This is a genomic window from Sphingomonas sp. (genome assembly GCF_035998645.1).
GTDB lineage: Bacteria > Pseudomonadota > Alphaproteobacteria > Sphingomonadales > Sphingomonadaceae > Sphingomonas.
In genome coordinates this window covers 23,672-47,062 of sequence record NZ_DASYHL010000003.1, presented here as the reverse complement: position 1 = coordinate 47,062, position 23,391 = coordinate 23,672, and the positions used below count along the sequence as shown (strand labels likewise).

Annotated in this window: 21 protein-coding genes; 9 read left to right on the top strand and 12 right to left on the bottom strand. The window is 65.3% G+C overall.

Annotated elements, in window-relative coordinates:
• Nucleotides 1–109: 109 nt before the first annotated feature.
• Nucleotides 110–409: a hypothetical protein gene (locus tag VGN66_RS04235; protein WP_327517616.1), complete on the bottom strand. Its 300-nt coding sequence runs from the start codon at nucleotides 407–409 to the stop codon at nucleotides 110–112.
• Between the two features lie 28 nt (nucleotides 410–437).
• Nucleotides 438–3,272, bottom strand: coding sequence for a pitrilysin family protein (locus VGN66_RS04230; protein WP_327517615.1), 2,835 nt, complete (start codon nucleotides 3,270–3,272; stop codon nucleotides 438–440).
• A 202-nt stretch (nucleotides 3,273–3,474) separates the two neighbouring features.
• Between VGN66_RS04230 and clpB the strand changes: the two genes are divergently transcribed.
• From clpB to VGN66_RS04205, 5 genes are read left to right on the top strand one after another with little or no spacing between them, the layout of a single operon-like run.
• On the top strand, nucleotides 3,475–6,054 hold the full coding sequence (gene clpB, locus VGN66_RS04225) for an ATP-dependent chaperone ClpB (protein WP_327517614.1): 2,580 nt from the start codon (nucleotides 3,475–3,477) through the stop codon (nucleotides 6,052–6,054).
• Nucleotides 6,051–6,776 carry a 2OG-Fe(II) oxygenase gene (locus VGN66_RS04220; protein WP_327517613.1) on the top strand — a complete coding sequence of 242 codons (726 nt, stop codon included), beginning with the start codon at nucleotides 6,051–6,053 and terminating at the stop codon, nucleotides 6,774–6,776. The genes clpB and VGN66_RS04220 overlap by 4 nt, the downstream gene beginning before the upstream one ends.
• A 30-nt stretch (nucleotides 6,777–6,806) precedes the next feature.
• The gene (locus VGN66_RS04215) at nucleotides 6,807–7,742 is read left to right on the top strand and encodes an aspartyl/asparaginyl beta-hydroxylase domain-containing protein (RefSeq protein ID WP_327517612.1); all 936 of its coding nucleotides are present in this window, start codon (nucleotides 6,807–6,809) and stop codon (nucleotides 7,740–7,742) included.
• Nucleotides 7,743–7,746: 4 nt separating this feature from the next.
• A complete protein-coding gene (locus VGN66_RS04210) occupies nucleotides 7,747–8,370 on the top strand; it encodes a sulfotransferase family 2 domain-containing protein (protein ID WP_327517611.1) in 624 nt (207 codons plus the stop codon).
• Nucleotides 8,371–8,380: 10 nt separating this feature from the next.
• Nucleotides 8,381–8,983, top strand: a complete 603-nt coding sequence (locus tag VGN66_RS04205) for an aspartyl/asparaginyl beta-hydroxylase domain-containing protein (protein ID WP_327517610.1) — start codon at nucleotides 8,381–8,383, stop codon at nucleotides 8,981–8,983.
• A gap of 17 nt (nucleotides 8,984–9,000) precedes the next feature.
• On the opposite strand, the gene VGN66_RS04200 is transcribed toward VGN66_RS04205, so the two are convergent.
• From VGN66_RS04200 to xseA, 6 genes are all read right to left on the bottom strand, one after another.
• Nucleotides 9,001–9,225 (bottom strand): hypothetical protein, encoded by a 225-nt coding sequence (locus tag VGN66_RS04200; protein WP_327517609.1) that lies wholly within the window; start codon nucleotides 9,223–9,225, stop codon nucleotides 9,001–9,003.
• Between the two features lie 57 nt (nucleotides 9,226–9,282).
• On the bottom strand, nucleotides 9,283–11,292 hold the full coding sequence (locus VGN66_RS04195) for a tetratricopeptide repeat-containing sulfotransferase family protein (protein WP_327517608.1): 2,010 nt from the start codon (nucleotides 11,290–11,292) through the stop codon (nucleotides 9,283–9,285).
• A gap of 140 nt (nucleotides 11,293–11,432) precedes the next feature.
• Nucleotides 11,433–14,486, bottom strand: a complete 3,054-nt coding sequence (locus VGN66_RS04190; RefSeq protein ID WP_327517607.1) for a TonB-dependent receptor domain-containing protein — start codon at nucleotides 14,484–14,486, stop codon at nucleotides 11,433–11,435.
• Nucleotides 14,487–14,672: 186 nt separating this feature from the next.
• Nucleotides 14,673–15,521 (bottom strand): M23 family metallopeptidase, encoded by an 849-nt coding sequence (locus tag VGN66_RS04185; RefSeq protein ID WP_414713190.1) that lies wholly within the window; start codon nucleotides 15,519–15,521, stop codon nucleotides 14,673–14,675.
• 44 nt (nucleotides 15,522–15,565) lie between these two features.
• Nucleotides 15,566–15,769: a DUF2093 domain-containing protein gene (locus VGN66_RS04180; RefSeq protein ID WP_414713189.1), complete on the bottom strand. Its 204-nt coding sequence runs from the start codon at nucleotides 15,767–15,769 to the stop codon at nucleotides 15,566–15,568.
• 31 nt (nucleotides 15,770–15,800) lie between these two features.
• The gene (xseA, locus tag VGN66_RS04175) at nucleotides 15,801–17,192 is read right to left on the bottom strand and encodes an exodeoxyribonuclease VII large subunit (RefSeq protein WP_327517605.1); all 1,392 of its coding nucleotides are present in this window, start codon (nucleotides 17,190–17,192) and stop codon (nucleotides 15,801–15,803) included.
• Between xseA and purD the strand changes: the two genes are divergently transcribed.
• Together purD and VGN66_RS04165 are read left to right on the top strand one after the other, a co-directional pair.
• On the top strand, nucleotides 17,191–18,459 hold the full coding sequence (gene purD, locus VGN66_RS04170; protein WP_327517604.1) for a phosphoribosylamine--glycine ligase: 1,269 nt from the start codon (nucleotides 17,191–17,193) through the stop codon (nucleotides 18,457–18,459). The two genes, xseA and purD, sit on opposite strands and share 2 nt — an antisense overlap.
• A 129-nt stretch (nucleotides 18,460–18,588) precedes the next feature.
• The gene (locus VGN66_RS04165) at nucleotides 18,589–18,720 is read left to right on the top strand and encodes a hypothetical protein (protein WP_327517603.1); all 132 of its coding nucleotides are present in this window, start codon (nucleotides 18,589–18,591) and stop codon (nucleotides 18,718–18,720) included.
• Here the strand turns inward: VGN66_RS04165 and VGN66_RS04160 are convergent.
• On the bottom strand, nucleotides 18,717–20,024 hold the full coding sequence (locus VGN66_RS04160) for a hemolysin family protein (RefSeq protein WP_327517602.1): 1,308 nt from the start codon (nucleotides 20,022–20,024) through the stop codon (nucleotides 18,717–18,719). The genes VGN66_RS04165 and VGN66_RS04160 overlap by 4 nt on opposite strands.
• 125 nt (nucleotides 20,025–20,149) lie before the next feature.
• On the opposite strand from VGN66_RS04160, the gene VGN66_RS04155 reads away from it, so the two are divergent.
• On the top strand, nucleotides 20,150–20,827 hold the full coding sequence (locus tag VGN66_RS04155; RefSeq protein WP_327517601.1) for an OmpA family protein: 678 nt from the start codon (nucleotides 20,150–20,152) through the stop codon (nucleotides 20,825–20,827).
• Between the two features lie 47 nt (nucleotides 20,828–20,874).
• Here the strand turns inward: VGN66_RS04155 and VGN66_RS04150 are convergent, their stop codons facing one another.
• The gene (locus tag VGN66_RS04150; RefSeq protein ID WP_327518555.1) at nucleotides 20,875–21,303 is read right to left on the bottom strand and encodes a nucleoside deaminase; all 429 of its coding nucleotides are present in this window, start codon (nucleotides 21,301–21,303) and stop codon (nucleotides 20,875–20,877) included.
• An 87-nt stretch (nucleotides 21,304–21,390) separates the two neighbouring features.
• Entirely contained in the window at nucleotides 21,391–21,666 is a 276-nt protein-coding gene (locus tag VGN66_RS04145) for a hypothetical protein (RefSeq protein WP_327517600.1), read from the bottom strand.
• Nucleotides 21,667–21,837: 171 nt separating this feature from the next.
• On the opposite strand from VGN66_RS04145, the gene rpmB reads away from it, so the two are divergent.
• Nucleotides 21,838–22,128 carry a 50S ribosomal protein L28 gene (rpmB, locus tag VGN66_RS04140; protein ID WP_224923758.1) on the top strand — a complete coding sequence of 97 codons (291 nt, stop codon included), beginning with the start codon at nucleotides 21,838–21,840 and terminating at the stop codon, nucleotides 22,126–22,128.
• 95 nt (nucleotides 22,129–22,223) lie between these two features.
• Here the strand turns inward: rpmB and VGN66_RS04135 are convergent, their stop codons facing one another.
• A complete protein-coding gene (locus VGN66_RS04135; protein ID WP_327517599.1) occupies nucleotides 22,224–23,198 on the bottom strand; it encodes an esterase-like activity of phytase family protein in 975 nt (324 codons plus the stop codon).
• Between the last annotated feature and the right edge of the window lie 193 nt (nucleotides 23,199–23,391).

Below are 23,391 nucleotides of genomic sequence, written 5' to 3'. Positions count from 1 at the left end.
CCCTCTGTCCAGGGGAGAACGCCCCAACCGCCGGGAGTTGCCCGCGCCCACGAAAAAGCCCGCCGCCCTCACGGGCAGCGGGCCATTTCATCTCACGACATCGCCCAAATCAGGCGCGCGTGCCCTCCATCGGGAAGCTGCCGAACGCGCCCGCAGTGACGGTGCCCGTCATCGCGTCGCCATCGACCGTGGCTTCGCAGGTCAGCGTCATCGGCATCGGCACGGTGATGTCGAGCGCCCACATCAGCTTGTCGCCATCGACCTTGCCGTCCTTGATGTCGGTCGTCCCCATCGCGCCGGCATAGCTGCCGGTGAAGCTGTCGCCATTGCTGGTGACGGTCAGAGTCGCCTTCTGGTCGCCCATCGGCGAGTGGGTTACGGTATCCCAGCTTCCATCGACATTCGCCATGTTCGTCTCTCCTATAATCCGTTGCGCCTCAGTTGCCGCCGGCGCCGGGGCCGACGGCTTCGGGCTTCACCACCTCGACAGGCAGGCCGAGGCTGTCAAGCTGTGCCCGAACCTTCGATGCATCGCCGACCACGACCCATACCAGCTTGCTCGGGTCGAGAGCCGCGCGTGCCGCAGCGTCAACCTGCGGGATCGTCAGCGCGCGATATTTTTTCGCGATCTGCTCCTGATAGTCGTCCGGACGGCGCAGAAAGTCGTTCGACTGCATCGCGCCGAGCACCGCACCGGCAGTCTCATACTGACCCGCCTGACGGCGAATCGCACTGACCACCGACCGGTCGAACTCCAGCTTGGTGATGCCCTTGTCGCTGAGATAGCCCTTCAGTTCCTTCTGGATCTCAAGGATCGCCGGGCCCGTCTTGTCGGCCTGCACCGGCGCGGAGACGATGAACGGCACCGCATGTTCCAAGCGGCTGAGGCCGCCGCGCGCGCCGTACGACCACGCCTTGTCCTCGCGCAGGTTCATGTTGATGCGCGACAGGAAGTCACCACCCAGCACTTCGGTCGCGGTGCCGAGCGCGATCGGATCGGCGAACGGATCGACCGAAGTCATCTGACCAGCGAGGATCAGCGACTGCGGCGAATCGGGCCGGTCGATCAACAGAATCTTCGGCGCGGCCTGTTGCGGCTTGGCGGCGAAATCCTTCGTCCCGGCGGCGCCTTCACCCTTCCAGTCACCGAACTTCGCGTCGAACGCGGCCTTCACTTCGCTCAACGGACGGTCCGACACGACGAAGATCTTCGCCTTGTCCGGACGAATCCACGCCTTGTAGTAATTGACCAGATCGTCGCGGGTCAGCTTCTTCACCGCCGCAGCGTCGCCGATGAGCGCGGCGGTCTTCGCATAGGGCGAATCCTTGCCATAGATCAGCGCGGGCATCGCCATCTGCGCCAGGCCGGCCGGATTCGAGCGGACCTGCGCGATCTGCGCGAGCATCTGGTTGCGCACCCGCTCAATCTCGGCCTGCGGGAAGCTCGGATTGCGCGCGATGTCGGCCATCAGATCGAGCGATCCGGTCAGGTTCGGACTTGGCGTGAACATCGAAATAGTCGCGCGGTCGGCACTACTGTCCGCACCCACGCCGGCGCCCAGCCGCTCTTGCGCCTCGGCGATCTGGACCGAATTGCGGGTCTTGGTTCCCTCCTCGATCAGCGCGAGCGTCATCCGCTCGGTGCCGAGCGCCGTCGGAACGTCGGAAGTGACACCCGCGTCGAAGGTGATAACCGCCTGCGTCACCGGCACCGCGTCGCGCTGGGCATAGACCAGCTCGATGCCGTTCGACAGCTTGGTGCGGGTTACCGCCGGGAAATCGATATCCTTGACCTCGGCAACATCGGGCAGCGCGCCGCGCGTGCCCTGGACCACCTCGTCCGCGACCTTGACCTTCTCCTTCGGAGCGCCCGCCGCTTCGGCATAGGCTTCACGCGCGCCGGGTTCGATCATCAGCGAGTAAGCGGGGCGCGACAGCCACTTGGCGGTCACCGCGCGCGCCTGTTCCGGCGTCACCGCCGCCAGCGTCGCGAGCTGCTTCTTATAATAGCCCGGATCGTTCATGTAGAGCGCGCCCGAAGCCAGCGTCACCGCCTTGCCGCCAAAGCCGCCAACCGATTCGAGGCCGCGGATGCGCGACGACGCGGTGCGCGTCTTGTAGCGCTCGAGTTCTTCGGCGGTCGGGCCGTTCTTGAGATAGTCGGCGACGATCTCGTCAAGCCGCTTGCCCACCGTCGCCGCATCGACGCCGGGACGGACATCGGCGGAGATCAGCACCATGCCGGCCTGCGCCATTGTCGAATTGAACGCGCCGACGCCGACCGCCAGCTTCTCCTGCTTGACCAGAATATTGTCGAGGCGCGAGCTGGCCAGGCCGCCGAGCACGCCGATCGACGCGTCGAGAACGGTCGACTCCGCGTCGCGCATGCCCGGCACCGCCCACATGCGATAGATGCGCGTCACCGCGACGCGGTCCTTCATCACCTCCATCTTCGCCTCGGCGAGTGTCGGTACGGTGATTTTCGGCTCCGCCGTCTTGGGGCCAGCCTTGATCGCGCCGAAATACTTCTCGACCAGCGGCTTGGCGGTGGCGGCGTCGATATCGCCGGCCAGCACCAGCACCGCATTGTTCGGACCATAATATTGGCGGAACCAGTTCTTCACATCGTCCAGGCTGGCGGCATCGAGGTCGGCCATCGATCCGATCGTCGAATGGCGATAGGGGTGCCCCTCCGGGAACAGTCCTTCGCTGATCTTGTAGCGCAGCAGGCCATAGGGCTGGGTATCGCCTTGGCGCTTCTCGTTCTGGACGACACCGCGCTGTTCATCGAGCTTGGCCTGCGTCACCGCGCCGAGCAGATAGCCCATGCGGTCGCTCTCCAGGAACAACGCGCGGTCGAGCGCCGCGCGCGGCACGGTCTGGAAATAGTTAGTGCGGTCGACATTGGTGGTGCCGTTGTAATCGGTCGCACCGACTTCCTTCAGCGGTTCGAAAAACTCGCCCGGCGAATTTTCGGAGCCATTGAACATCAGATGCTCGAACAGATGCGCAAAGCCGGTCTTGCCCTTGGGCTCATGCTTCGACCCGACATCATACCACACGGCGACGCCGACGATCGGCGCCTTGCGATCGGTATGGACGATGACGCGCAGGCCATTGGCGAGCACGAACTGCTCATAGGGAATGTCCACGCGCTTCACGAGATCGGCGACAGGCACCGCCGCGACTGCGGGGGCAGGTGCCTGCTGAGCATAAGCTGGGGCACTGAGCACGACCGCAAGTGCGGTCAGGCTGGAAAAAGCTGATTTCATGATGCGGAGCGTTCCCACAATGGAAGGTATCGACCGCAACAACATACCGGCCTGCCGACACCGCGCAACCCTGCGTGACTTTCCCAACTTGCCGCTGACCGATCCGCACGGCAGCATCGGCTCGCGCGAAATACTATTGCGGCGGGGCTTGTGTTGCCAAAATGCAACACCATCTCCCGAACGACAGAAGACAGGGACGATCATGAATCTCGAAAAGTTCACCGACCGCGCCAAGGGTTTCCTCCAGTCAGCCCAGACCGTCGCAATCCGCCTGAACCATCAGCGGATCAGCCCCGAACATCTGCTCAAGGCCCTGCTCGAAGACGAACAGGGCATGGCCGCCGGCCTGATCCAGGCGGCTGGCGGCGATGCCAAGCGCGCAGTCGCCGAAACCGATGCTGCGCTCGCCCGCGTTCCCGCCGTCACCGGCAGCGGCGCGCAACAGGCGCCGGGGCTCGACAATGACGCGGTGCGCGTGCTCGATCAGGCCGAACAAATCGCCGGCAAGGCAGGCGACAGCTTCGTCACGGTCGAACGCATGCTCCTCGCGTTGACCCTCGCCTCCACTACCAACGCCGGACGCGCGCTCGCCGCCGCCGGAGTGAAGGCCGAAGCGCTCAACGCCGCAATCGTGCAGTTGCGCGGCGGCCGCACCGCCGACACCGCCGGGGCCGAGGACCGCTACGACGCGCTCAAGAAATTCGCCCGCGACCTGACGCAGGCGGCGAAGGACGGCAAGCTCGACCCCGTAATCGGTCGCGACGAGGAAATCCGCCGCACCATCCAGATCCTCGCCCGTCGCACGAAGAACAATCCCGTGCTGATCGGCGACCCCGGCGTCGGCAAGACCGCGATCGCCGAGGGCCTGGCGCTGCGCATCGCCAATGGCGACGTCCCCGACACGCTCAAGAACCGCAAGCTGATGGCGCTCGACATGGGCAGCCTGATCGCAGGCGCGAAATATCGCGGCGAGTTCGAGGAGCGGCTCAAGGGCGTGCTCGATGAGGTCAAGGGTGCCGAGGGCGACATCGTGCTGTTCATCGACGAGATGCACACGCTGATCGGCGCGGGCAAATCCGAAGGCGCGATGGATGCCGGCAACCTACTCAAGCCCGCCCTCGCGCGCGGCGAGCTGCACTGCATCGGCGCGACCACGCTCGACGAATATCGCAAATATGTCGAAAAGGACCCCGCGCTCCAGCGGCGCTTCCAGCCCGTCTTCATCGGCGAGCCGACGGTCGAGGACACGATCAGCATTCTGCGCGGGCTCAAGGAAAAATACGAGCTGCATCATGGGGTTCGGATCACCGACGCGGCGATCGTCGCGGCGGCGACCCTGTCCAACCGCTACATCTCCGACCGCTTCCTGCCCGACAAGGCGATCGACCTGATGGACGAGGCCGCCTCGCGCATCCGCATGGAGGTGGAGAGCAAGCCCGAGGAGATCGAGAATCTCGACCGCCGCATCGTCCAGCTCAAGATCGAAGAGATGGCGCTGGCTAAGGAAACCGACGCCGCCTCGCACGATCGTCTGGGCAACCTTCGCCACGAACTCGCCAATCTCGAGCAGCAATCCGCCGAGCTGACCGGTCGCTGGCAGGCCGAGAAGGACAAGATCGCGGGCGAAGCCAAGATCAAGGAAGCGCTCGACGCCGCCCGGCTCGAACTCGAACAGGCCCAACGCGCTGGCGACCTCGCCAAGATGGCCGAGCTCAACTACGGCACGATCCCCGCGCTGACCAAACAGCTGGAGGCGGCGCAGGCCACCACTGGCGTCGCGATGCTGCGTGAGGAAGTGACCGCCGACGACATCGCCGGCGTCGTCAGCCGCTGGACCGGCATTCCCGTCGACCGGATGCTGGAGGGCGAGCGTGAGAAACTGCTCGCGATGGAGGAACAACTCGGCAAGCGAGTGATCGGTCAGGCGGCGGCGGTCAAGGCCGTCTCCACCGCCGTCCGCCGCAGCCGCGCCGGTCTTCAAGACCCGAACCGACCGCTCGGCAGCTTCCTGTTCCTCGGCCCAACCGGCGTCGGCAAGACCGAACTGACCAAGGCGCTCGCCGAATTCCTGTTCGACGATTCAAGCGCGATGGTGCGCATCGACATGAGCGAGTTCATGGAGAAGCACAGCGTCGCCCGCCTGATCGGCGCCCCTCCCGGCTATGTCGGCTATGAGGAAGGCGGCGTGCTGACCGAAGCCGTCCGCCGCCGCCCCTATCAGGTCATCCTGTTCGACGAGGTCGAAAAGGCGCATGGCGACGTCTTCAACATCCTGCTCCAGGTACTCGACGATGGTCGCCTCACCGATGGCCAAGGCCGCACGGTCGACTTCACCAACACGATCATCGTGCTGACCTCGAACCTCGGCAGCCAGTTCCTTACCCAGTTGGAGGACGGACAGGACGTGTCCGCCGTCGAGCCGCAAGTGATGGAAATCGTCCGCAGCCATTTCCGCCCCGAATTCCTCAACCGCCTCGACGAGATCGTGCTGTTCCACCGCCTTGGCCGCAGCGAGATGGCGCCGATCGTCGACATCCAGGTCGTGCGGCTCGGCAAGCTGCTCAAGGATCGCAAGATCACGCTCGACCTGACGCCAGAGGCACGCGACTGGCTCGGCCGTGTCGGTTACGACCCGGTCTATGGCGCGCGTCCGCTCAAGCGCGCGGTGCAGCGCTATCTTCAGGACCCTCTCGCCGACGCGATCCTGCGCGGCGAGGTCAAGGACGGCGCCACCGTCAAGGTAAGCGAGGGCGATGGCGGCTTGGTGCTGACCCCGGCATGAGCGACACCGGCTTCACCCTCGCGCCATCGATCAATGTCGAAGCCCTGGCCGACCGCTTCGCGCGCACCGGCCGCGTGCAGATCGCGCCGTTTCTGGATGAGGCGGACGCGACTGCGCTCGCCGCGCATCTGCTCGCCCGCGATGATTGGCGGCAGGTGATGAACGCGGGCGAGAAGGTGTATGAGTCGGTTCCCGCGGTCCTCGCGACGCTGACCGATGCGCAGCGCGCGCGGTTGGAGGAGGTCATGAACGCGGCCGCGCGCGATGGCTTCCAATATCGCTATCAATCGATCCGGGTGCCCGACGAGGCGGCCGCGCGCGCCGCGCTCGACGATCCACTGACGGGATTTGCGCGCTTCATGGCAAGCGCGCCGCTGCTCGATCTGCTGGCGCGAGTCACCGGCGCTACGGACATCAATTTCGCGGACGCGCAGGCGACGATCTATGACAGGGGCGATTTCCTGACAGGGCATGACGATGGCGTGGCAGGCAAGAATCGGCGGGCGGCCTATGTCTTCGGCCTGACCCCCAAATGGCGCGCCGAGTGGGGCGGGCTGCTGCTGTTCCACGGTGGCAGCGGCGGCATTGCGGAGGGCTATGTCCCGGCGTTCAACACGCTCAGCCTGTTTGCGGTACCGCAACCCCATAGCGTCAGCCAGGTGACGCCCTGGGCCGGCGGGCCCCGGCTGTCGATCACCGGCTGGCTGCGCGCACTCCCTTGATTCACCGCGCCCAATGACGGAACATGCGCCATGCGCCTGAAGCAGCCTTTCCTGAAGCTCCACAAATCCTTCGATTCCGAGCGGCTCGCCGCCGAAATCCGTGCGCTCCCCGCCACGGCATGGCTGCCCCATCCGGGCAATTATCCCGGCAACGATGCAGTCCTGCTGGTCACGCCGGAGGGGCAGATGACCAATGGCTTCACCGGGCAGATGGGGGCGACCGACCATCTGCGCGCTAGCCCCTACATCATGGAGGTGATGGTGGACATCGGCGCGGTCTGGGGCCGCAGCCGGTTGATGGGCCTTGGCCCCGGCGCCAGCGTGCCACCGCATGTCGATGTGAATTATCACTGGCGCACGCATATGCGCATCCACATCCCGGTAATTACCAACCCGCGCGTGCTGTTCACCTGTGGCGACGAGAGCGTTCATATGGAGGCGGGCAGCTGCTGGCTGTTCGACTCCTTCCGCATGCACAATGTCCACAATGGCGGCAGCGAGAAGCGGGTGCATCTCGTCCTCGACACGGTGGATGGCGAAGAGATGTGGGACCTGATCGATGCGGCGCAGAATGGCGCGCCGTCGCCTGCACCGCGAACGCCACGCCCGCTGCGGTTCGAAAAGGTCGACATGAACAAGATCATGTCGCCATGGGAAGTGCGCTGTCATATCGCCTTCCTCGCCGAATATGCGGTGCCCGACCTGCGGCTCGACGGCGTGCTCAACCGGCTTGAGCGGTTTACGGCGGCTTGGACATCGGCCTGGTGCGAATTTGAGACCGACCCCGCCGGACTTCCGGAGTATCGCCGCCTGATCGCAGGGCTGCGCCAGGATCTGATGGCCAGCGGCGGCGGCAGCCTGCCGTTGCGCAATCAGGTTCCCCTGATCCGCGCGCTGACCGAACTGATCTTTGACGTCGCGGCGCCCAACCCGGCGCCGATCGCAACTGTCGCGCTGGCCTCCTGATCCGATGATCATCTCGCACCGCCACCGCTTCGTGTTCACGGCCATTCCCAAGACCGGCACGCACTCGATCCGTCAGGCGCTGCGCGAGCATCTGGCCGAGGGTGACGAGGAACAGGTGCGGCTGTTCGTCGAAAAACGCATGGCCGCGCCCGAACTTGCCCGACTGGGCCATGGCCATATCAGCCTTGCCGAACTGCGCCCGGCGCTGGGCGAAGAGCGGTTCGCCGACTATTTCAAATTCGCGTTCGTCCGCAATCCGTTCGAGCGCTTCGTATCCTATTGCGCGTTCGCTACCAGTCAGCAGGGGACGTTCCAGCACGATCCCCAGGGCGTCATGCGCCATTTCCTGTTCACCGCCCCGCCCCATCATCATGTCGTGTTCCGCCCGCAGCACAGCTTCGTGACGGCGCCGGACGGAACGCTGCTCGCCGATCAGCTCGGGCGGGTCGAAGACATGCAGGGCAGCTACGACGCAATTTGCGCACGCATTGGCATCCCGTCGGTCCCGCTGGGTCGCGCCAACAGCTCCGAGCACCGGGAGTATCGCAGCTATTACGATCAGACGCTGATCGACGGGGTCGCGCGGCTGTATGCGCGCGACATCGAACTGTTCGGCTACGAGTTTTAGGGGCGCCGCGATGTATCCCAACCCCCGCAAGGCCCAATCCATCCGCCGCCTGGGGCCAGTCGATGTGTCCGCGCTGCGCACTGCCGTCGCGTCGATATCAGAGGTGATGTGGGACGCAGAAAATGCGGGAAAGCCGAACCGATTCGAAGCGCTCGATTCGACCCGCCACATCGTGTTTCGCTTTGTCGACGGGATGGACGACTGGCGTCGCAGCCATGACCGGCCGTTATGGGCGGAATGGCGTCCGGTGATCGAACCGGTGCTGAACGCCGCGACCGCGCCTTATGGCTATGCGCGCGGCGCCTTCCCGCGCGTCATGCTCGCGCGGATGCGCCCGGGTGGCGTGATCCGCCCGCATCGCGATGCCAATCCCGCCGCGAAATGGCCGCACAAGATCCACGTCCCGCTCGAAACCAACGACGGCGTGAGCTTCTTCACCGGCGACATCGGACACCATCTCCCGATCGGTGAGGCGGCAGAGGTCGACAATATGGGGGTGCATTCGGTGACGAACGCCGGCGCCACCGATCGAATCCACCTGATTTTTGAATATTATGACATCGACCAGCCCGACCCGGATTGGATCGGCAGGAGCGCCGCACCGCTACCCTGATCGCCCCGCGATGGCGATCAGCTGCCCTTTTCGATGCTGATGACCGGCTTGTTGAACGACTCCTCGGCCGTTCGGCGTGCCGCTTCGGCAATCGCTTCCCACTCCGCGCGCGTGCGGCACGTCGTCTTGGCAAAGCGGGTGCCGGTCTGTTTCTGCTGCTTGCACACGCGCTTCTGAGCGTCCGGCTTGGCCGGATCGTCCGACAGGCCGACGGTGAACAAGGCGATTGTGGCGAGGATCATCGGTCGACTCCGTAACAGTCTGAAAACGCTGACAGGCTAGTCAGTTCACATGCAAGTTCAACCGGCAGCGCCCGGCTCGAGCACCGCCGTGCTGCCATAACCGAATTCGGCCACCCACGGCTCCAGGATCGGCAGAATCTGCGCCAGCTGCGGGCGATAGCGTTCCCACCGCCCCGTCGCACGCGTGTAAATCGGTTCGGTCACCTGCCCATAGCTCGGCGTACGAATGAAGCCGCGCGCCTGTGCCGTGCGCTGATGGTCCAGCACCGCCGGATCCCAGTCCAGTGCCAGAAAGTCGAAGACCGGGCGGACCACGCCCTCGACATCCGCGATCATCGCTTCGTAGCGCACTTCGTGCACGTCGAGCGGGAAGATCCCCCTGCACTGGCGCCAATAGGCCATCACCCGGTCGTACAGCAGGCTCCCGCTCGTCAGATCGAGGAAGCTTGCCATCGCCTGGGTCAGCTTGAAGTTCTGCATGAAGCAGCTCAGCACCACGTCGCACGGATGCCGCATCGCAAAGATGATCTTCGCATCCGGAAACAGGCGATGGATCAGCGGCGCGCGCAGCATCGACAGCGGATTCTTGTCGACGATCAGCTTGCCGCCCGCATCCGGTGCGACGCGCGCCAATTCTTCGAAATAGCGTCCACGCAGCCGCGCGACGTCGCCTTCCCCAATCTCCCCGATGCGGTGGAACGCGCCCAATTCATCGGCGACCTGCGCCAGGATCGGCACTTCTTCCAGAACATGCACCGATTTGTGCCCGAGCAGGATTGTGTCGAGCAGCGTCGTGCCGGAGCGCGGGAAGCCGACCATGAACGCGGGCGATGCCGGTTCGCGCGGCAGGGTGACGGCGGGCCAGCGCTCGAACCATTCCGGGGTGGTTTGCGCCGCGAGCTGCTCGACGTCTGCCTGATAGGCACGGCGATCGACGCCCTGCCCCAGCGGCGACTGCGCCATCGCCCAATGCATCTCTTCGAACGCGGCGAACGCAAGGCCGGTCTCGCCCAGCTGATCGGCGACCTGCCCGACGAAATGGGATCGCACCGCCGGATTGATCGAGGCCGAGCGCGCATCGCGGGCGAGCGGCAGCGCCGCCTCGAGATCGCCCTTGCGCCGCAGCACCATCGCCTTGAGATAGTCGAGATCAGCGCCCTTCGCGCCGCGTGACTCGGCCTGGCGCAACAGCGCCTCAAGCTCCGAAATGCGGTTGCCCTGTTCGAGCAAGATGCCCAGGTTCAGCGATGCCGCACCGAAATCGGGCTTCGCATTCAGCGCGAAACGATAGGATTGCTCGGCGCGCGCGCGATCCTCCAGATCCATGAACGCCAGTCCCATGGCAACGAAGATCTCGGGATTGGTCGCGTCGATCCGCGCCGCGTCGGCATAGGCGACCAGCGCCTCGCGCGACCGGTCGAGCCGGGTCAGCGCGTGGCCGAATTCGAGCAGGACGGCGGGATTGCGCGGATCGAGCCGCACTGCCTCCTGAAACACCACCGCGCTATCCTCATAGCGCGACATGGACGCGAGGACGCGGCCCATATTGGTGTGAATGATCGCGGAGTCCGGGCGCAGAACCCGCGCTTGCTGCAAGGCGGCCAGGGCGGTCTCGAGCTCGCCGAGCTCGTGCCGGACATTGCCAAGGTTGTTCCAGCTGTCCGCATCCTGCGGGTTGGCGTCGACAATCTGCTGATACGCCATCGCCGCCTCCCACAGGCGCCCCAGCGCCTTGAGAATGTCGGCGTGCAGGCGGCGCATCGCGTCCGGCTGACCTTCCGCAGCCGCAAGCGCTTCGGCCTCGACCAGTTCGCCGGCATCAAACAGCGCGCGCGCCAGATTGAAGCGTGATCCGGGATTGTCGCCCCCCGCCTTGAGCGCCCGGCGCAGCAGCGGCACGCCCATTTTTGGTGCGCCCAGCTGGCAATGGGCAATGCCGACGATCTGCAACGCGCCTGGATTGTTGGGCGCGACCTTGAGCACCTGTTCGCCCAGTTGCCGTGCCCCCTGTGGGTCGCCGCGACCGAAAAGGGCCGCTGCCTGTTGCAGAGTCTGCTGGATGTTCATGCTGTTATCCGAACCCGCGCATCGCGATCATGCCAGCGGCTGCGCGCGTGCTGTGTGTCAAACCGATTATGCGCACTCTGCCCCAAAAAAGAAGGGCGAGGCAATCGCCTCGCCCTTCAAAAGGTGTTGGTTCGGTCGGATCAGAACTTGAGCCGTGCCGAGACATAGGCGCGACGCCCGATCACGTCGTAGGTCGACGGATCGGTACCCGACTGCACGTTCGGTGCGTAGGTCGGCGGCTTGCGGTCGAAGGCGTTGTTGAGGCCCAGACGCAGGGTCATGTTCTCGACCTGGCCCTGCACCGCGAAGTCGAAGTACCAGACCGAGCCCGGACCGGTGAACGTCTCGCCGATATACTGGCGCGCCGCCCGGTTTTCCATCGCATCGATGTACCGCACGCGGCTCTGCAGCGAGAGGCCCTTGTTCAGGTTGAAGCCGACATTCATCGTCCCCTTCCACTCCGGGAAGCTGGTGCCGAGACCAGCGCCGAAGTAAGAAGCGGTACCCGCATAGTCGGTCTGCAGACCGCCAAGGCCGGTAACCTTGAAGTCGAACAGATAGTTGAGGAGCAGGTTGAAGTTGATCGACGATTCCGGCCCGACAAACTCGGTCGGCAGGTTGTAACCAAGCTGGAAGTCGATGCCCGAGGTTTTGACCGACCCCTGGTTGATTGCCTGGAAATAACCGGTCGTCGGATCGCCGCCCAGTGCTTCCGGAAGGAAGATCGCGGCGATGTTGTTGTTCGAACGGAACAGACCACCGCAATAGGGATTCGCTGCGTTCAGATTGGGATTGATCTCATTGTAGCCATAGCACGACGCGATGATCTCATTAACATCCGGCGAGAAGATCGTGTCGTTGACCTTGATGTTGTAATAATCGATCGACCCGGTGAAGCCAAGCGCGTTGAACACGAACCCTGCGGTGAAGGCGTCCGACTTTTCAGGCTTCAGGTTCGGGTTGCCCGTCACCGTGATGAATGCCTGTGCGCCCGGCGTCGCGACGAAGGAGTTGATCGTCGCCCCCGACACACCGGTCGCCTGACAGATGGTCGCCGCTGCCGCGCCACGCGTCGCACGGAAGTTCGAGTTGTTCGAGCACGGATCGAAGATCTGCGGGAAGCTGCCACCGCCCGAGAACAGTTCACCAAAGTTCGGCGCGCGCACCGAATGCTGGTAGCTGGCGCGGAAACGCAGTTCGCGCACCGGCGACCAGGTCAGCGTGCCGCCATAGGACCAGTCGTTCGACGGCGATCCGTCGACGCCATTCTGGATGTCATTGAAGTCGCTCTTCGAATGACGCGCTGACAGGGTCAGCTCCAGATTTTCGGCCCAAGGGCTGTCCTTGAGGATCGGAATCGATGCTTCACCGAAGAAGTCGAGGAAGCTGTTGGTACCAAGGTCGGGCGTGCCGGTGTTGAACCCGGCAATCGGACCGAACAGCGCGCCGGGATCGAACTCGTAACGGAAATCGCGCTTTTCGGCGCCGAACACGACCGAGAGAGGACCCGCCGGCAGCTCGGCGAGCTGACCGGTAATGTACGCCTGCGCGATCTTCTGGGTGAAGGTCGTCTTGGTCACGCCCACTTCATCGACGAAATCGACGCACGCCTGCGAGAAGGGCTGGATACCGAACGGGTTGAACCCGCCGGCGCACAGGCTGACGCCACCATCGGGCGCTTCCAGCAGTTCCTGAACGCGCTGAACGTTGACGTTACCCGTGGCGCGCTGGTCGATGACCGTCTTGCCCCACGAGTAATAGGCTTCGTAACGCCAGTTGGGCGCGAACTCGCCACGCAGGCCGGCCATGCCCTGGATGACCTCGTTCTCCGTCTGCTGCTCACGCAGGCCGGTACCGAGGAAACGATAGCCGATGCGCACACCTTCGGCTGCGCCCGAGCCCGTCAGGAGCGGATCGTCACCGGTACGCGAGTTGACCAGCGCACGGAGATCCGCCGACGCCTGCAGGAACGGGTTGGTGACCGGCACGACGAAGCCGGTAATACGCTGGCCCGGAGCAACCAGCGCCGAACGCGCGTTCAGACCCGAGGCAGTGCTAGTGGTGTTGACGATACCGGTGCTGACCGGGGTCGGCGCCAGCGCGGTTGCCGAGTTGTAGTTGGTGTATGCGCCTTGGACGAAGAACTCGAACGCGTCGTTGACCTTGTAGTTGCCGCGCGTGAACGCCGAATAGCGCTCGAGCGGCAGCACGAGGATGTTCACGATGTCAAAGTTGTACGAGTAGAAGTCCGGGAAATAGTTCAGGTTCGGGTTCGCCGGCGAACTCAGGCTGTAGCGGAAGTTCGTGACGTCGACGGGCGAGTTGAACGTGCCGACACCGAACAGGGTACCGTCCGAGTTGAACGCCAGCTGGTTGGTGCGCGGAAGCTGCGCGGTGGGAACGCCATATGCGGTGAAGATCGAGTTGACCGTCGCTTGGCTGTACGGGTTGCTGGCGCTGTTCACCAGCGAGCCGGTCGGGAACGACCCGGTGGTCGAGGTCGCCTGCGCCGCGAACGCGCGCTGTGCTTTGATCAGGCCCTGACGCTCGGCATATTCAACCGACAGCGCGAAGTTGCCGCGGTTGTCCGCGAAATTGCCGCCGATCGTGCCGCTGATCTGATATTCGCGTGCATCCGTCTCGGGAATCGAGTTCGAATAGTTGGCGCGCAGATCGACGCCCTCGAAATCGTCCTTCAGGATGATGTTGACGACACCCGCGATTGCGTCGGCACCATAGGCTGCGCCAGCACCGCCGGTCAGAACGTCGATGCGCTCGATCAGACCCTGCGGAATCGTGTTCAGATCGACCGTCTGGTTCGACGCCGACACCATCGGGCGGCGACCATCGACCAGCACGAGGTTGCGGTTGGCGCCGAGGCCGCGAAGATCGATGTTCGACTGACCGCCATTGCCGGGGTTGTTCGACGTGGTCGTGCCGGCCGGATTGACCTGCGGCAGCGTGTTCAGGAACGTGTCGAGCGTGACGTCGGCGTTCTGAGTGGTCTCAAGGCCGGTGACGCTGGTAACCGGGCTGTTTGCCTCAAGGTTCGGGCGCACGATGCGCGAACCGGTGATGACGATCGCCTCACCCTCGGCCGGAGCCTCTTCAGTCTGAGCGAAGGCCGGACTTGCGACAATGCCGCCGATCAGCAAGGTCGAGGTAAGCAGGCGCCTACGAACATTCGATACCATATGAAGCTCCCCGTTTTTCGGAACACCGCGTTGGATGCCCCGGATTTCACGCGCAACAAAAGCAGCGCAGATCGGGTATCGATACGTCTGTAACGATCCGCCGCACAAGACTCTGTCAAACAGACTGTCGTAAAGTCGCCATGCCGTGACAAAAACGTCACATAGTGGGTGTAGGTCGCCCGCCCCTCAGTCTGCCGTCATCGGCATCGACCCCGCGATGAGCAGCGGATCGATCCGCGCGCTGCCCCATTTCATCCCCCAATGGAGATGCGGCCCGGTCGAGCGGCCGGTGGTGCCGATCGCGCCGATCGTCTCCCCGCGGCGCACCACGTCGCCGACCTTCACGTCGATCCGCGACAAATGCAGAAACGCGCTGTTGAGCGTCATGCCATGGTCGAGCATCAGCAGCTTGCCCTCCAGCGTGAAGTCCTGCTGCGCGGCGAGGATCACGACGCCATCGGCAGGGGCGATCACCGGAGTTCCGCGCGGCCGCGCCACATCGACGCCGGAGTGATAGGAGCCGGGTTCGCCCTTGTAGATGCGCTGCGACCCGAACAGGCCAGAGATGCGCCCGGTCACCGGCCACATGAACTCCTGCCGCCAGCCCTGAACGGTGTTCGACTTGGCGCGCGCGGCATTGATCTGCGCCAGTTCGGCAGGACGGCGGCGCTGGAACTCGGCACTTGGCTGGGCAAAGCGCGGAAGCGTGTTCAGCCGTTCGATCCGCCAGGCGCGCGGCTGGACCGTCAGCGTCTGGCGCAGGCTGCTGCCATCGACGCGGGTCGCGACCAGTTCGGCGCGCGCGGCCGCGTCGCGGTCGAACGCGATCAGAAACCGGCCATCGGGCGCGACGGGGACAGAACGTCCATCAAGTGTCACGCGGCTGGTCAACGCGGGGGCCGTGCCGAGCACGGTGCCACCCTGAATCATCGGGCCATCGAAACGAAAGGCATTACGTGCCTGCGCGGATTGCGACGCGGCGGGCGCGGCAACCGCGCGCGCGATCGGATCGGGCGCCATGTTGCCTGCACCCATCAGCGCGAGCGTCGTGCCGGCGATGATCGTCCCCGCGATCGCCCTCACGTCGTGGCCATCGCCTTCGTCGCGATCTGGGCGGAAGCGTAAGCCTCCTGATCCGCGACACTCCAGTAGCGCAGCGCGTCGAGCGGGATCTTCTCCCCGCTCACCGCGCACACGACATGATCGCCCGACGACAGCACGCGAAAACCGTTCGCCATATAATGAAGCCGCGCCGGACGGGCGGAATTGGACGACATCAGCATGGCAACGCTCACTCTTCGCTTCGGGGTCGGGTCAGAACAGGCCAGGCTGTTCGGGCTTGTCTTCAGCATAGGGCTTGCCGCCGCCACGCTCAACCCGCGCGTCCACAGGGCCGTCGCGGAAGTGGAGCGTCAGCGCCCCGGCGGCGCGTGCGTCGGCCGCGCTGGCGATCACCTTGCCGGTCGCCTTGGCACCGACCCGGACATAGCCGCGCTGCAACAGATTGTCGGGATTGACCGCATCGAGCAGCTTGCTCGTGCCCTCAAGCCGGTGGCGCAGCCCCTCCAGCTTGCGTTCCAGAACGGCAGGGCGCAGCGCCCCGGCAGCGCGGTCGAGCACGCCGCGCGCCACCGTCACCCGTCGCTCCAGCCCGCGATCGAGCCGCGCGCCGATATCGTCCGCCTTTTGCCGCTGCGGTCCCAGCAACGCGTCGCGGCGCGGAAGTACGCGGACCAGCGCCTGCAGCTGCTCGCCGCCGCGTGAATGGTATCGGCGCACGCAACGCTCGGTCCGCAGCGCCAGCGTGGCGATGGCGTTGGCGAGATCGGCGCGCACCGGCACCGCCATTTCCGCCGCAGCGGTGGGGGTCGGCGCACGCACGTCCGCCGCGAAATCGCACAAGGTGGTATCGGTCTCATGCCCGACCGCCGAGATCACCGGGATGCGGCACGCCGCAACCGCGCGCACCACCGGCTCCTCATTGAACGCCCACAAATCCTCGATCGACCCGCCGCCGCGCGCGACGATGACCAGATCCGGGCGCGGCACCGGGCCGTCGAGCGGCATCGCATCGAACCCGCGCACCGCCGCCGCGACCTCCGCCGCCGCACCATCGCCCTGCACCTTGACCGGCCAGACCAGCACGCGCGTCGGGAAGCGATCGGCGAGGCGGTGGAGGATGTCGCGGATCACCGCGCCGGTGGGCGAGGTGACGACGCCGATCACCTTCGGCGCAAAGGGAAGTGGCTGCTTGCGCGACACGTCGAACAGCCCTTCGCCAGCCAGCTGCGCCTTCAGCTTCTCGAACAGCGCCATCAGCGCGCCTTCACCCGCCAGCTCCATCCGGTCGATCACGATCTGGTATTTGGATCGCCCCGGATAGGTGGTGAGCTTGCCTGTCGCGACCACTTCGATCCCGTCCTGCGGGCGGAAGGGCAGCCGGTCCGCCGCGCCGCGCCACATCACGCCGTCGATCACCGCATCGGCGTCCTTCAGCGCCAGATAGACATGGCCCGACGCCGCGCGCTTATATCCCGAAATCTCCCCGCGCAGCCGGACATGGCCGAACTCGCTTTCGACCATCCGCTTCAGCTTTTGCGACAATTCGCCGACACTGAGCGGCGCATCATTGTCCCCCTCCCGCCCCTCGGCTACGAGCCGCCCAGAGATTGAACCGCCATCGATATCGTCGAAGGGATCTGACATGAATGTCCTGTTGCTTGGGTCGGGTGGCCGCGAACATGCGCTCGCCTGGAAGCTCGCGCAATCGCCCCGGCTCGATAGCCTGCATGCGATCCCCGGCAACCCCGGAATCGCCGATCATGCGACCTGCCACGACGTAAGGCTGACCGATCACGCCGCAGTGATCGAATTCTGCCGCGCGCATGCGATCGGCTTCGTCGTGGTCGGCCCCGAAGCGCCTCTGGTCGATGGCCTCAGCGACGCACTGCGTGCCGCTGGCCTGCCGGTGTTCGGCCCGAGCCAGGCGGCAGCCCAGCTGGAGGGGTCAAAGGGCTTCACCAAGGACCTGTGCGCGCGCGAGAATATCCCGACCGCAGGCTATGTCCGCGTCCGCGACCTCGACACCGCGCGGGCGGTGCTGGCGCGCGATTTCGGACGACCGGTCGTCATCAAGGCCGACGGCCTCGCTGCGGGCAAGGGCGTCACCGTCGCGATGAGCGAGGACGAGGCGCAGACTGCCATCGCAGCGATCTTCGAAAAACCCGGCGGCGAAGCGGTGATCGAGGAATTTCTGGATGGCGAGGAGGCGAGCTTCTTCGTCATCACCGACGGCACGAACTTCGTCACCTTCGGATCGGCGCAGGACCACAAGCGCGTCGGCGATGGCGACGTTGGGCCGAATACCGGCGGCATGGGCGCCTACAGCCCCGCACCGGTGCTGACCCCCGTGCTGGAAGCCGAGGCGATCGAAACGATCATCAAGCCGACGATTCTCGGCATGGCCAAGGCGGGCACTCCCTATTCGGGCGTACTCTATGCCGGGCTGATGCTCACGCGCACCGGCCCCAAGCTGATCGAATACAACGCCCGCTTCGGCGACCCCGAATGCCAGGTGCTGATGATGCGGCTGGAGGACGACCTGCTCGAGCTGATGCTGGCGACTGAGGCGGGGACACTCGCCGACCGCGCAGCGCCGCGCTTCAGCGCCGACACCGCGCTAACCGTGGTGATGGCCGCGAACGGCTATCCCGGCACGCCCGAAACCGGCGGCGCGATCGGCGGGATCGCTGCGGCCGAAGCAACCGGCGCGAAGGTATTTCAGGCGGGTACCAAGCTGGACGGCGACACGCTCGTTGCAGCGGGTGGCCGCGTGCTGACCGTCACCGCCACCGGCGCGACCGTCACCGACGCGCAGGCCTCCGCCTATCGCGCGGTCGATGCGATCGATTTCCCCACCGGCTTCGCCCGCCGCGACATCGGCTGGCGCGAAGTGGCGCGGGAGCAGGGCTGACGGGCCCGATCGGCCTTCTCGCGCATTCTGACTTCGGACGTGCGCGGGGAGGCCTGACCGATGGACGAAAAACCTTATGTTCCGCCGGCGGGGATTGCCGAGACATTCGCCTGGGTGACGGTCTCGCACATGGCCCTGATCGCGATCCTCGCCGCGGGTGCAATCACGATACTCTGGTGGGGAAATCGCCTGCGTCGTCAGCGGAAGCAGGCGCGAGAGGAAGCAGAACGCGCGGCTGAGGAACGCGAAGCGGAGAGTTAGTCCGCGACTTCGCTCACCAGCAGCTTGTCGATCTTGTGCCCGTCCATGTCGACGATCTCGAACCGCCAGCCCTGCTCGACAAAGCTCTCGCCCTCATTGGGCAGCCGCTTGAGCACCGCCAGCGCGAGTCCGGCGACGGTCGCATAGTCGCGATCCTCGGGCAGCTCGATCTTGATCCGGTCGGCCAGCGCGTCGGCAGCCAGCTGGCCCGACACTAGCAGCGACCCGTCATCGCGCACGGTAATCGACGGGTTGTCGCCCGCATCGACATCGGACAGGAACTCACCCGCAATCGCCGCGAGCAGGTTGGCGGGGGTCACGATCCCCTCGAAATGCCCATATTCGTCATGGACGAAGCCCATCGGCACCACCGCGCGGCGGAGCGCGCCGAGCGCGTCCATCGCATCGACCTGATCGGGCAGCACCGGCGCCGGTTGCGCCAGCGCGCGCAGGTCGAGCGGACGTCCTTCGATCAGCGCAGTCACGACATCGCGCGCCTGCACCACGCCGATGACCGCATCGACCGAGCCGTCTGCAACCGGCAGGCGCGTGTGCGGGGTTGCGGCCAGCGCCACGCGGATCGCGGTCTCGTCAAGATTGACGTCGATCCAGTCGACATCGGTACGCGGCGTCATCACCTCGCGCACTGGCCGGTCGGCGAGGCGGACGACGCCGGAGATGATCGAGCGCTCATGCTCTTCGATCACGCCCGAATGCGTCGCTTCGGCAAAGATCATGTGCAGCTCTTCGGCCGTCACGCGATTCTCGGATTCGCGGTTGAGCCCCAGCACGCGGAAGACCAGCGCGCTGCTCTTGTCGAGCACCCACACGATCGGCGCGGTGATCCACGCCAGCCACAGCATCGGCGTCGCGACCAGCGCCGCGATCGGCTCGGGCGAGCGCAGCGCGAACTGCTTGGGCACCAGCTCGCCCATGATCAGCGAAGCATAGGTGGTAAAGGCGATGACGATGGCGAAGCCGATTGTCTCCGCCAACTGGGTCTCCACCCCCAGCGCCTCGATTCGTGCGGCCATCGGCATGCCGAGGCTCGCGCCGGAATAGGCGCCGTTGATGATGCCGATCAGGGTGATGCCGATCTGGACGGTCGACAGGAACTTGCCGGGGTCGGACGCCAGGTCGAGCGCGGTCTGCACGCCGCGACGACCGCTGCGCAGCATCGCTTCCAGCCGCGCCTTGCGCGCCGACACGATCGCAAGCTCGGACATGGCGAACACGCCGTTGAGCGCGACCAGTGCGAGAATGATCGCGACATCGATCCAGGGTATGGGGGGAAGTGGGTCCATTGGCCTGCCTCCCCATAGTCGCATTCAGCCCCGTTTCACAACCGGCGATTCAAAACACATCGGTGCGCAGGCGGAACAAGGGCGTTTCCGGGCCGTTTGTCGCGCGAAAGTTCAAGGAGGTTTAAATGCGTATTCCCACCAACTGGGCCGTAATCCCCGCCGTCGCCGCGCTGGCGCTGACCGGTGCCTGCGTGACCGATCCGGTCACCGGCCAGCAGCGGATTTCAAAGGCCGGAATCGGCGCGATCGGCGGCGCGCTCGGCGGCTATCTGCTCGGTGACATCGTCGGTGGCCGCCGTGACCGGACCGAGAAGATCGTCGGCGCGGGCATCGGCGCAGTCGCGGGCGCCGCGATCGGCAACTATATGGACCGTCAGGAGCGCGAGATTCGCGAGCGTACCGCCGGCACCGATGTCGAAGTGATCCGCCGCGGCGACGACCTTATCCTGTCGATGCCATCGGGCATTACCTTTGCGACCGACAGCGCAACGGTACAGGCGCAGTTCCGCCCGACGCTCGACAAGGTCGCTGACGTGCTCGACCGCTACAACCAGACGTACGTCGATGTGTACGGCCACACCGATTCGACCGGGTCGGACAGCTATAACCAGGGCCTGTCCGAACGCCGCGCGGGCGCGGTCGCCGACTATCTGGTGTCGCGCGGCGTCGAGGCCGCCCGCCTCGAAACGCTCGGCTATGGCGAAACCCAGCCGATCGCATCGAACGACTCGGTCGAAGGCCGCGCGCAGAACCGTCGCGTCGAAATCAAGATCGTCCCGATTCGGGAAAGCGACATGCGCTGAACTTGAGAGCAGCTTACCCTCTCTCCGCATTGCGGGGAGAGGGAGACTTACCGGCGCGCGGCGAAGAACTCGCGCAGCAGCGCCGCCGCCTCGCCCTCACCGATCCCCGGATACACGTCCGGGCGGTGATGGCAGGTTGGCTGAGTAAAGAAGCGCGGGCCATGCTCCACCGCGCCGCCCTTAGGGTCACTGGCACCATAATAGAGGCGGGCGATGCGGGCATGGGCAATGGCCCCGGCGCACATCGCGCACGGCTCCAGCGTCACCCACAGATCGCAATCCTCCAGCCGATCGCGGCCCAGCGCCTGCGCTGCGGCGCGAATCGCCAAAATCTCGGCATGGGCGGTCGGATCGTGCAGCGTGCGCGGCGCATTGGCCGCAACCGCGATGACGCGTTCGCCCTGCATCACTACCGCGCCGACCGGCACTTCGCTCGTCTCGGCGGCGGCACGGGCAGCGTCGAGCGCGGCGCGCATGGGTTCGGGCAGCGGGAACATGCGGCCGCTATGCCCGAAGCGGCGGCGGCCCGCCACTGCGCGCCGCCGCCGCTTGGGATATGCAGATCAGTTGGCGACCGGAGTCGGCTGAGCCTTCTCGACCTCGACGGTCGGTACCTGAATCGTTTTGTTCTCCATGGTGATGGTCGGCACCTGGATCGTCTTGTTGGTGGTCCCCATGCCGACATCGCCGACATCGGCAGCGACGCTCGGCGCCTTGCCGCCTTCGAACTTGATCGTCGGGAGCGCACCCGATTGCATGTTGATGTTGAGCATGCCGAGTGACATCAGCACCACGATTACCACGGCCGCGAGGCCCAGAATTGCTAGAAGTCCACGCATCGAGTCCGATCTCCCTGTTCGAATCGTTTGCGAAATAACGCATCATCGACCAAAGGGGTTGCGTGCACGATACGATATGAGGCGATGCACGGTTGACGAAATCGCCCTGCCCCGTTATCGGGCCGCTCTTTCCCGGCATTGCCGGACAGGCCAGAAACCTAGGATCGAACCATGTCGCGCATCTGCGAACTGACCGGCAAGGGCCGGCAGGTGGGACACAATGTTTCCCACGCCAATAACAAGACCAAGCGTACCTTTCTGCCGAACTTGCAGAATGTGACGCTGATGTCCGAAGCGCTTGAGCGCTCGATTCGTCTGCGCGTTTCGACGCACGGCCTGCGCTCGGTCGAGCATAATGGCGGCCTCGACAACTGGCTGCTCAAGACCGGCGACGACAAGCTGTCGCTGCGCGCGCGTCGCCTGAAGCGCGAGATCGTCAAGAAGGCGGTCGCCGCGGCCTGATCCCTTCGGGGTTCGCCGTTACTGATCGGCCCGCTCCCACCCGGGATGCGGGCCGTCCGGCGTTTTTGCGGATCGTGTAGGCGGACCCTTTCGCGCTAGATATCCAGCCGGAACTTGAGCAGCAGTGAGCGTTGCACCGGCCATTGGTTGTCGTCCGACGCGATCCACAGAATCGTGTCCCTTCCCTCTCGCACCACTGCCAGCGCCTCGAAATTATCGTGCCGCACCGGCGGTTCGAATCGCGCGACCTCACGCCCGGTGACGACCGCGCGGGGCCGGATCGCGGCGCGCGGGACCAATGTCAGCGCCGCCGTGAAGGCACTCGAAACGGCAAATCGGCGGTTGACGATCGCGATTCGGCCATCGGGAAGCTCGGCCATATCGGTTGGCTTGAAACCGCGCGGGGGGCGATAGCTGAAGGTGAAGCCGTGGCGCGGCGCCTTCACGGGATCGCCGTTGAACGCGAGCCCCCGCACAGTGCCCTTCGCGCTTCCCTTCCGATCCTCGGCCAGCACGACGAATCGGCCATCCCGCAAGCGGACCATGGCCTCGGCACCGCCATTGCTCGACCATTTCGCCATCGCCGGGGGTGCGGCATGCGCCTGAGCCGCAGCGAAACCGGGGGCATAGCGCCAGATTTCGTTCGCGCGCTCAAACCCCACCCAGAGCTGCCCGGTGGCAGGATCGCGCGTCAGCGATTCGCTGTCGCGCTCGCGCTTGTGCCACCCGCGCCCCGGGCCGGCGGGAACCGCGGCGAAGCGCACGGTGCGCGGAGTCCAGTCTCCGCCCATCGCGAACGACACGATATTTCCGCCGTCGCTGAGCAGGGTGAACCACTCCCCCTCCACCATCATCGCCGAAAAGCCCCCGAACGCTGGCCCCGGCCCGTGCAGCGCGACACCGCCCAGATAGGTCAGCCCACCCAGCTTAATGCGCGCGGGGTCGCGTCCGACGAGCGCGACCTGCTCCACCCGAAACGCCGCAGCGTCGGGTAGCAGCGGCAGCCGGGGTTCGCCCGACCAGTCGGGGACGAACAGCAGCACCAACAGGATCGACAGGAGGATGCGCATCGCGGCCCCTTCATAACGGCCGCAATCGTGCCGCAAAGCTGAACCTCAGATAACAGGATCGTTCAGCCAGCGCTCAACGCCGTTCATCTAAATGACAGCCAAGCTGTTCCGCGGCGTATTTCGCGGACCTGCCCGACATGCCGGTGCGATTCGAACGCCCTGCCCGATTCCCGTGTTGCGTACCGGGACAGGG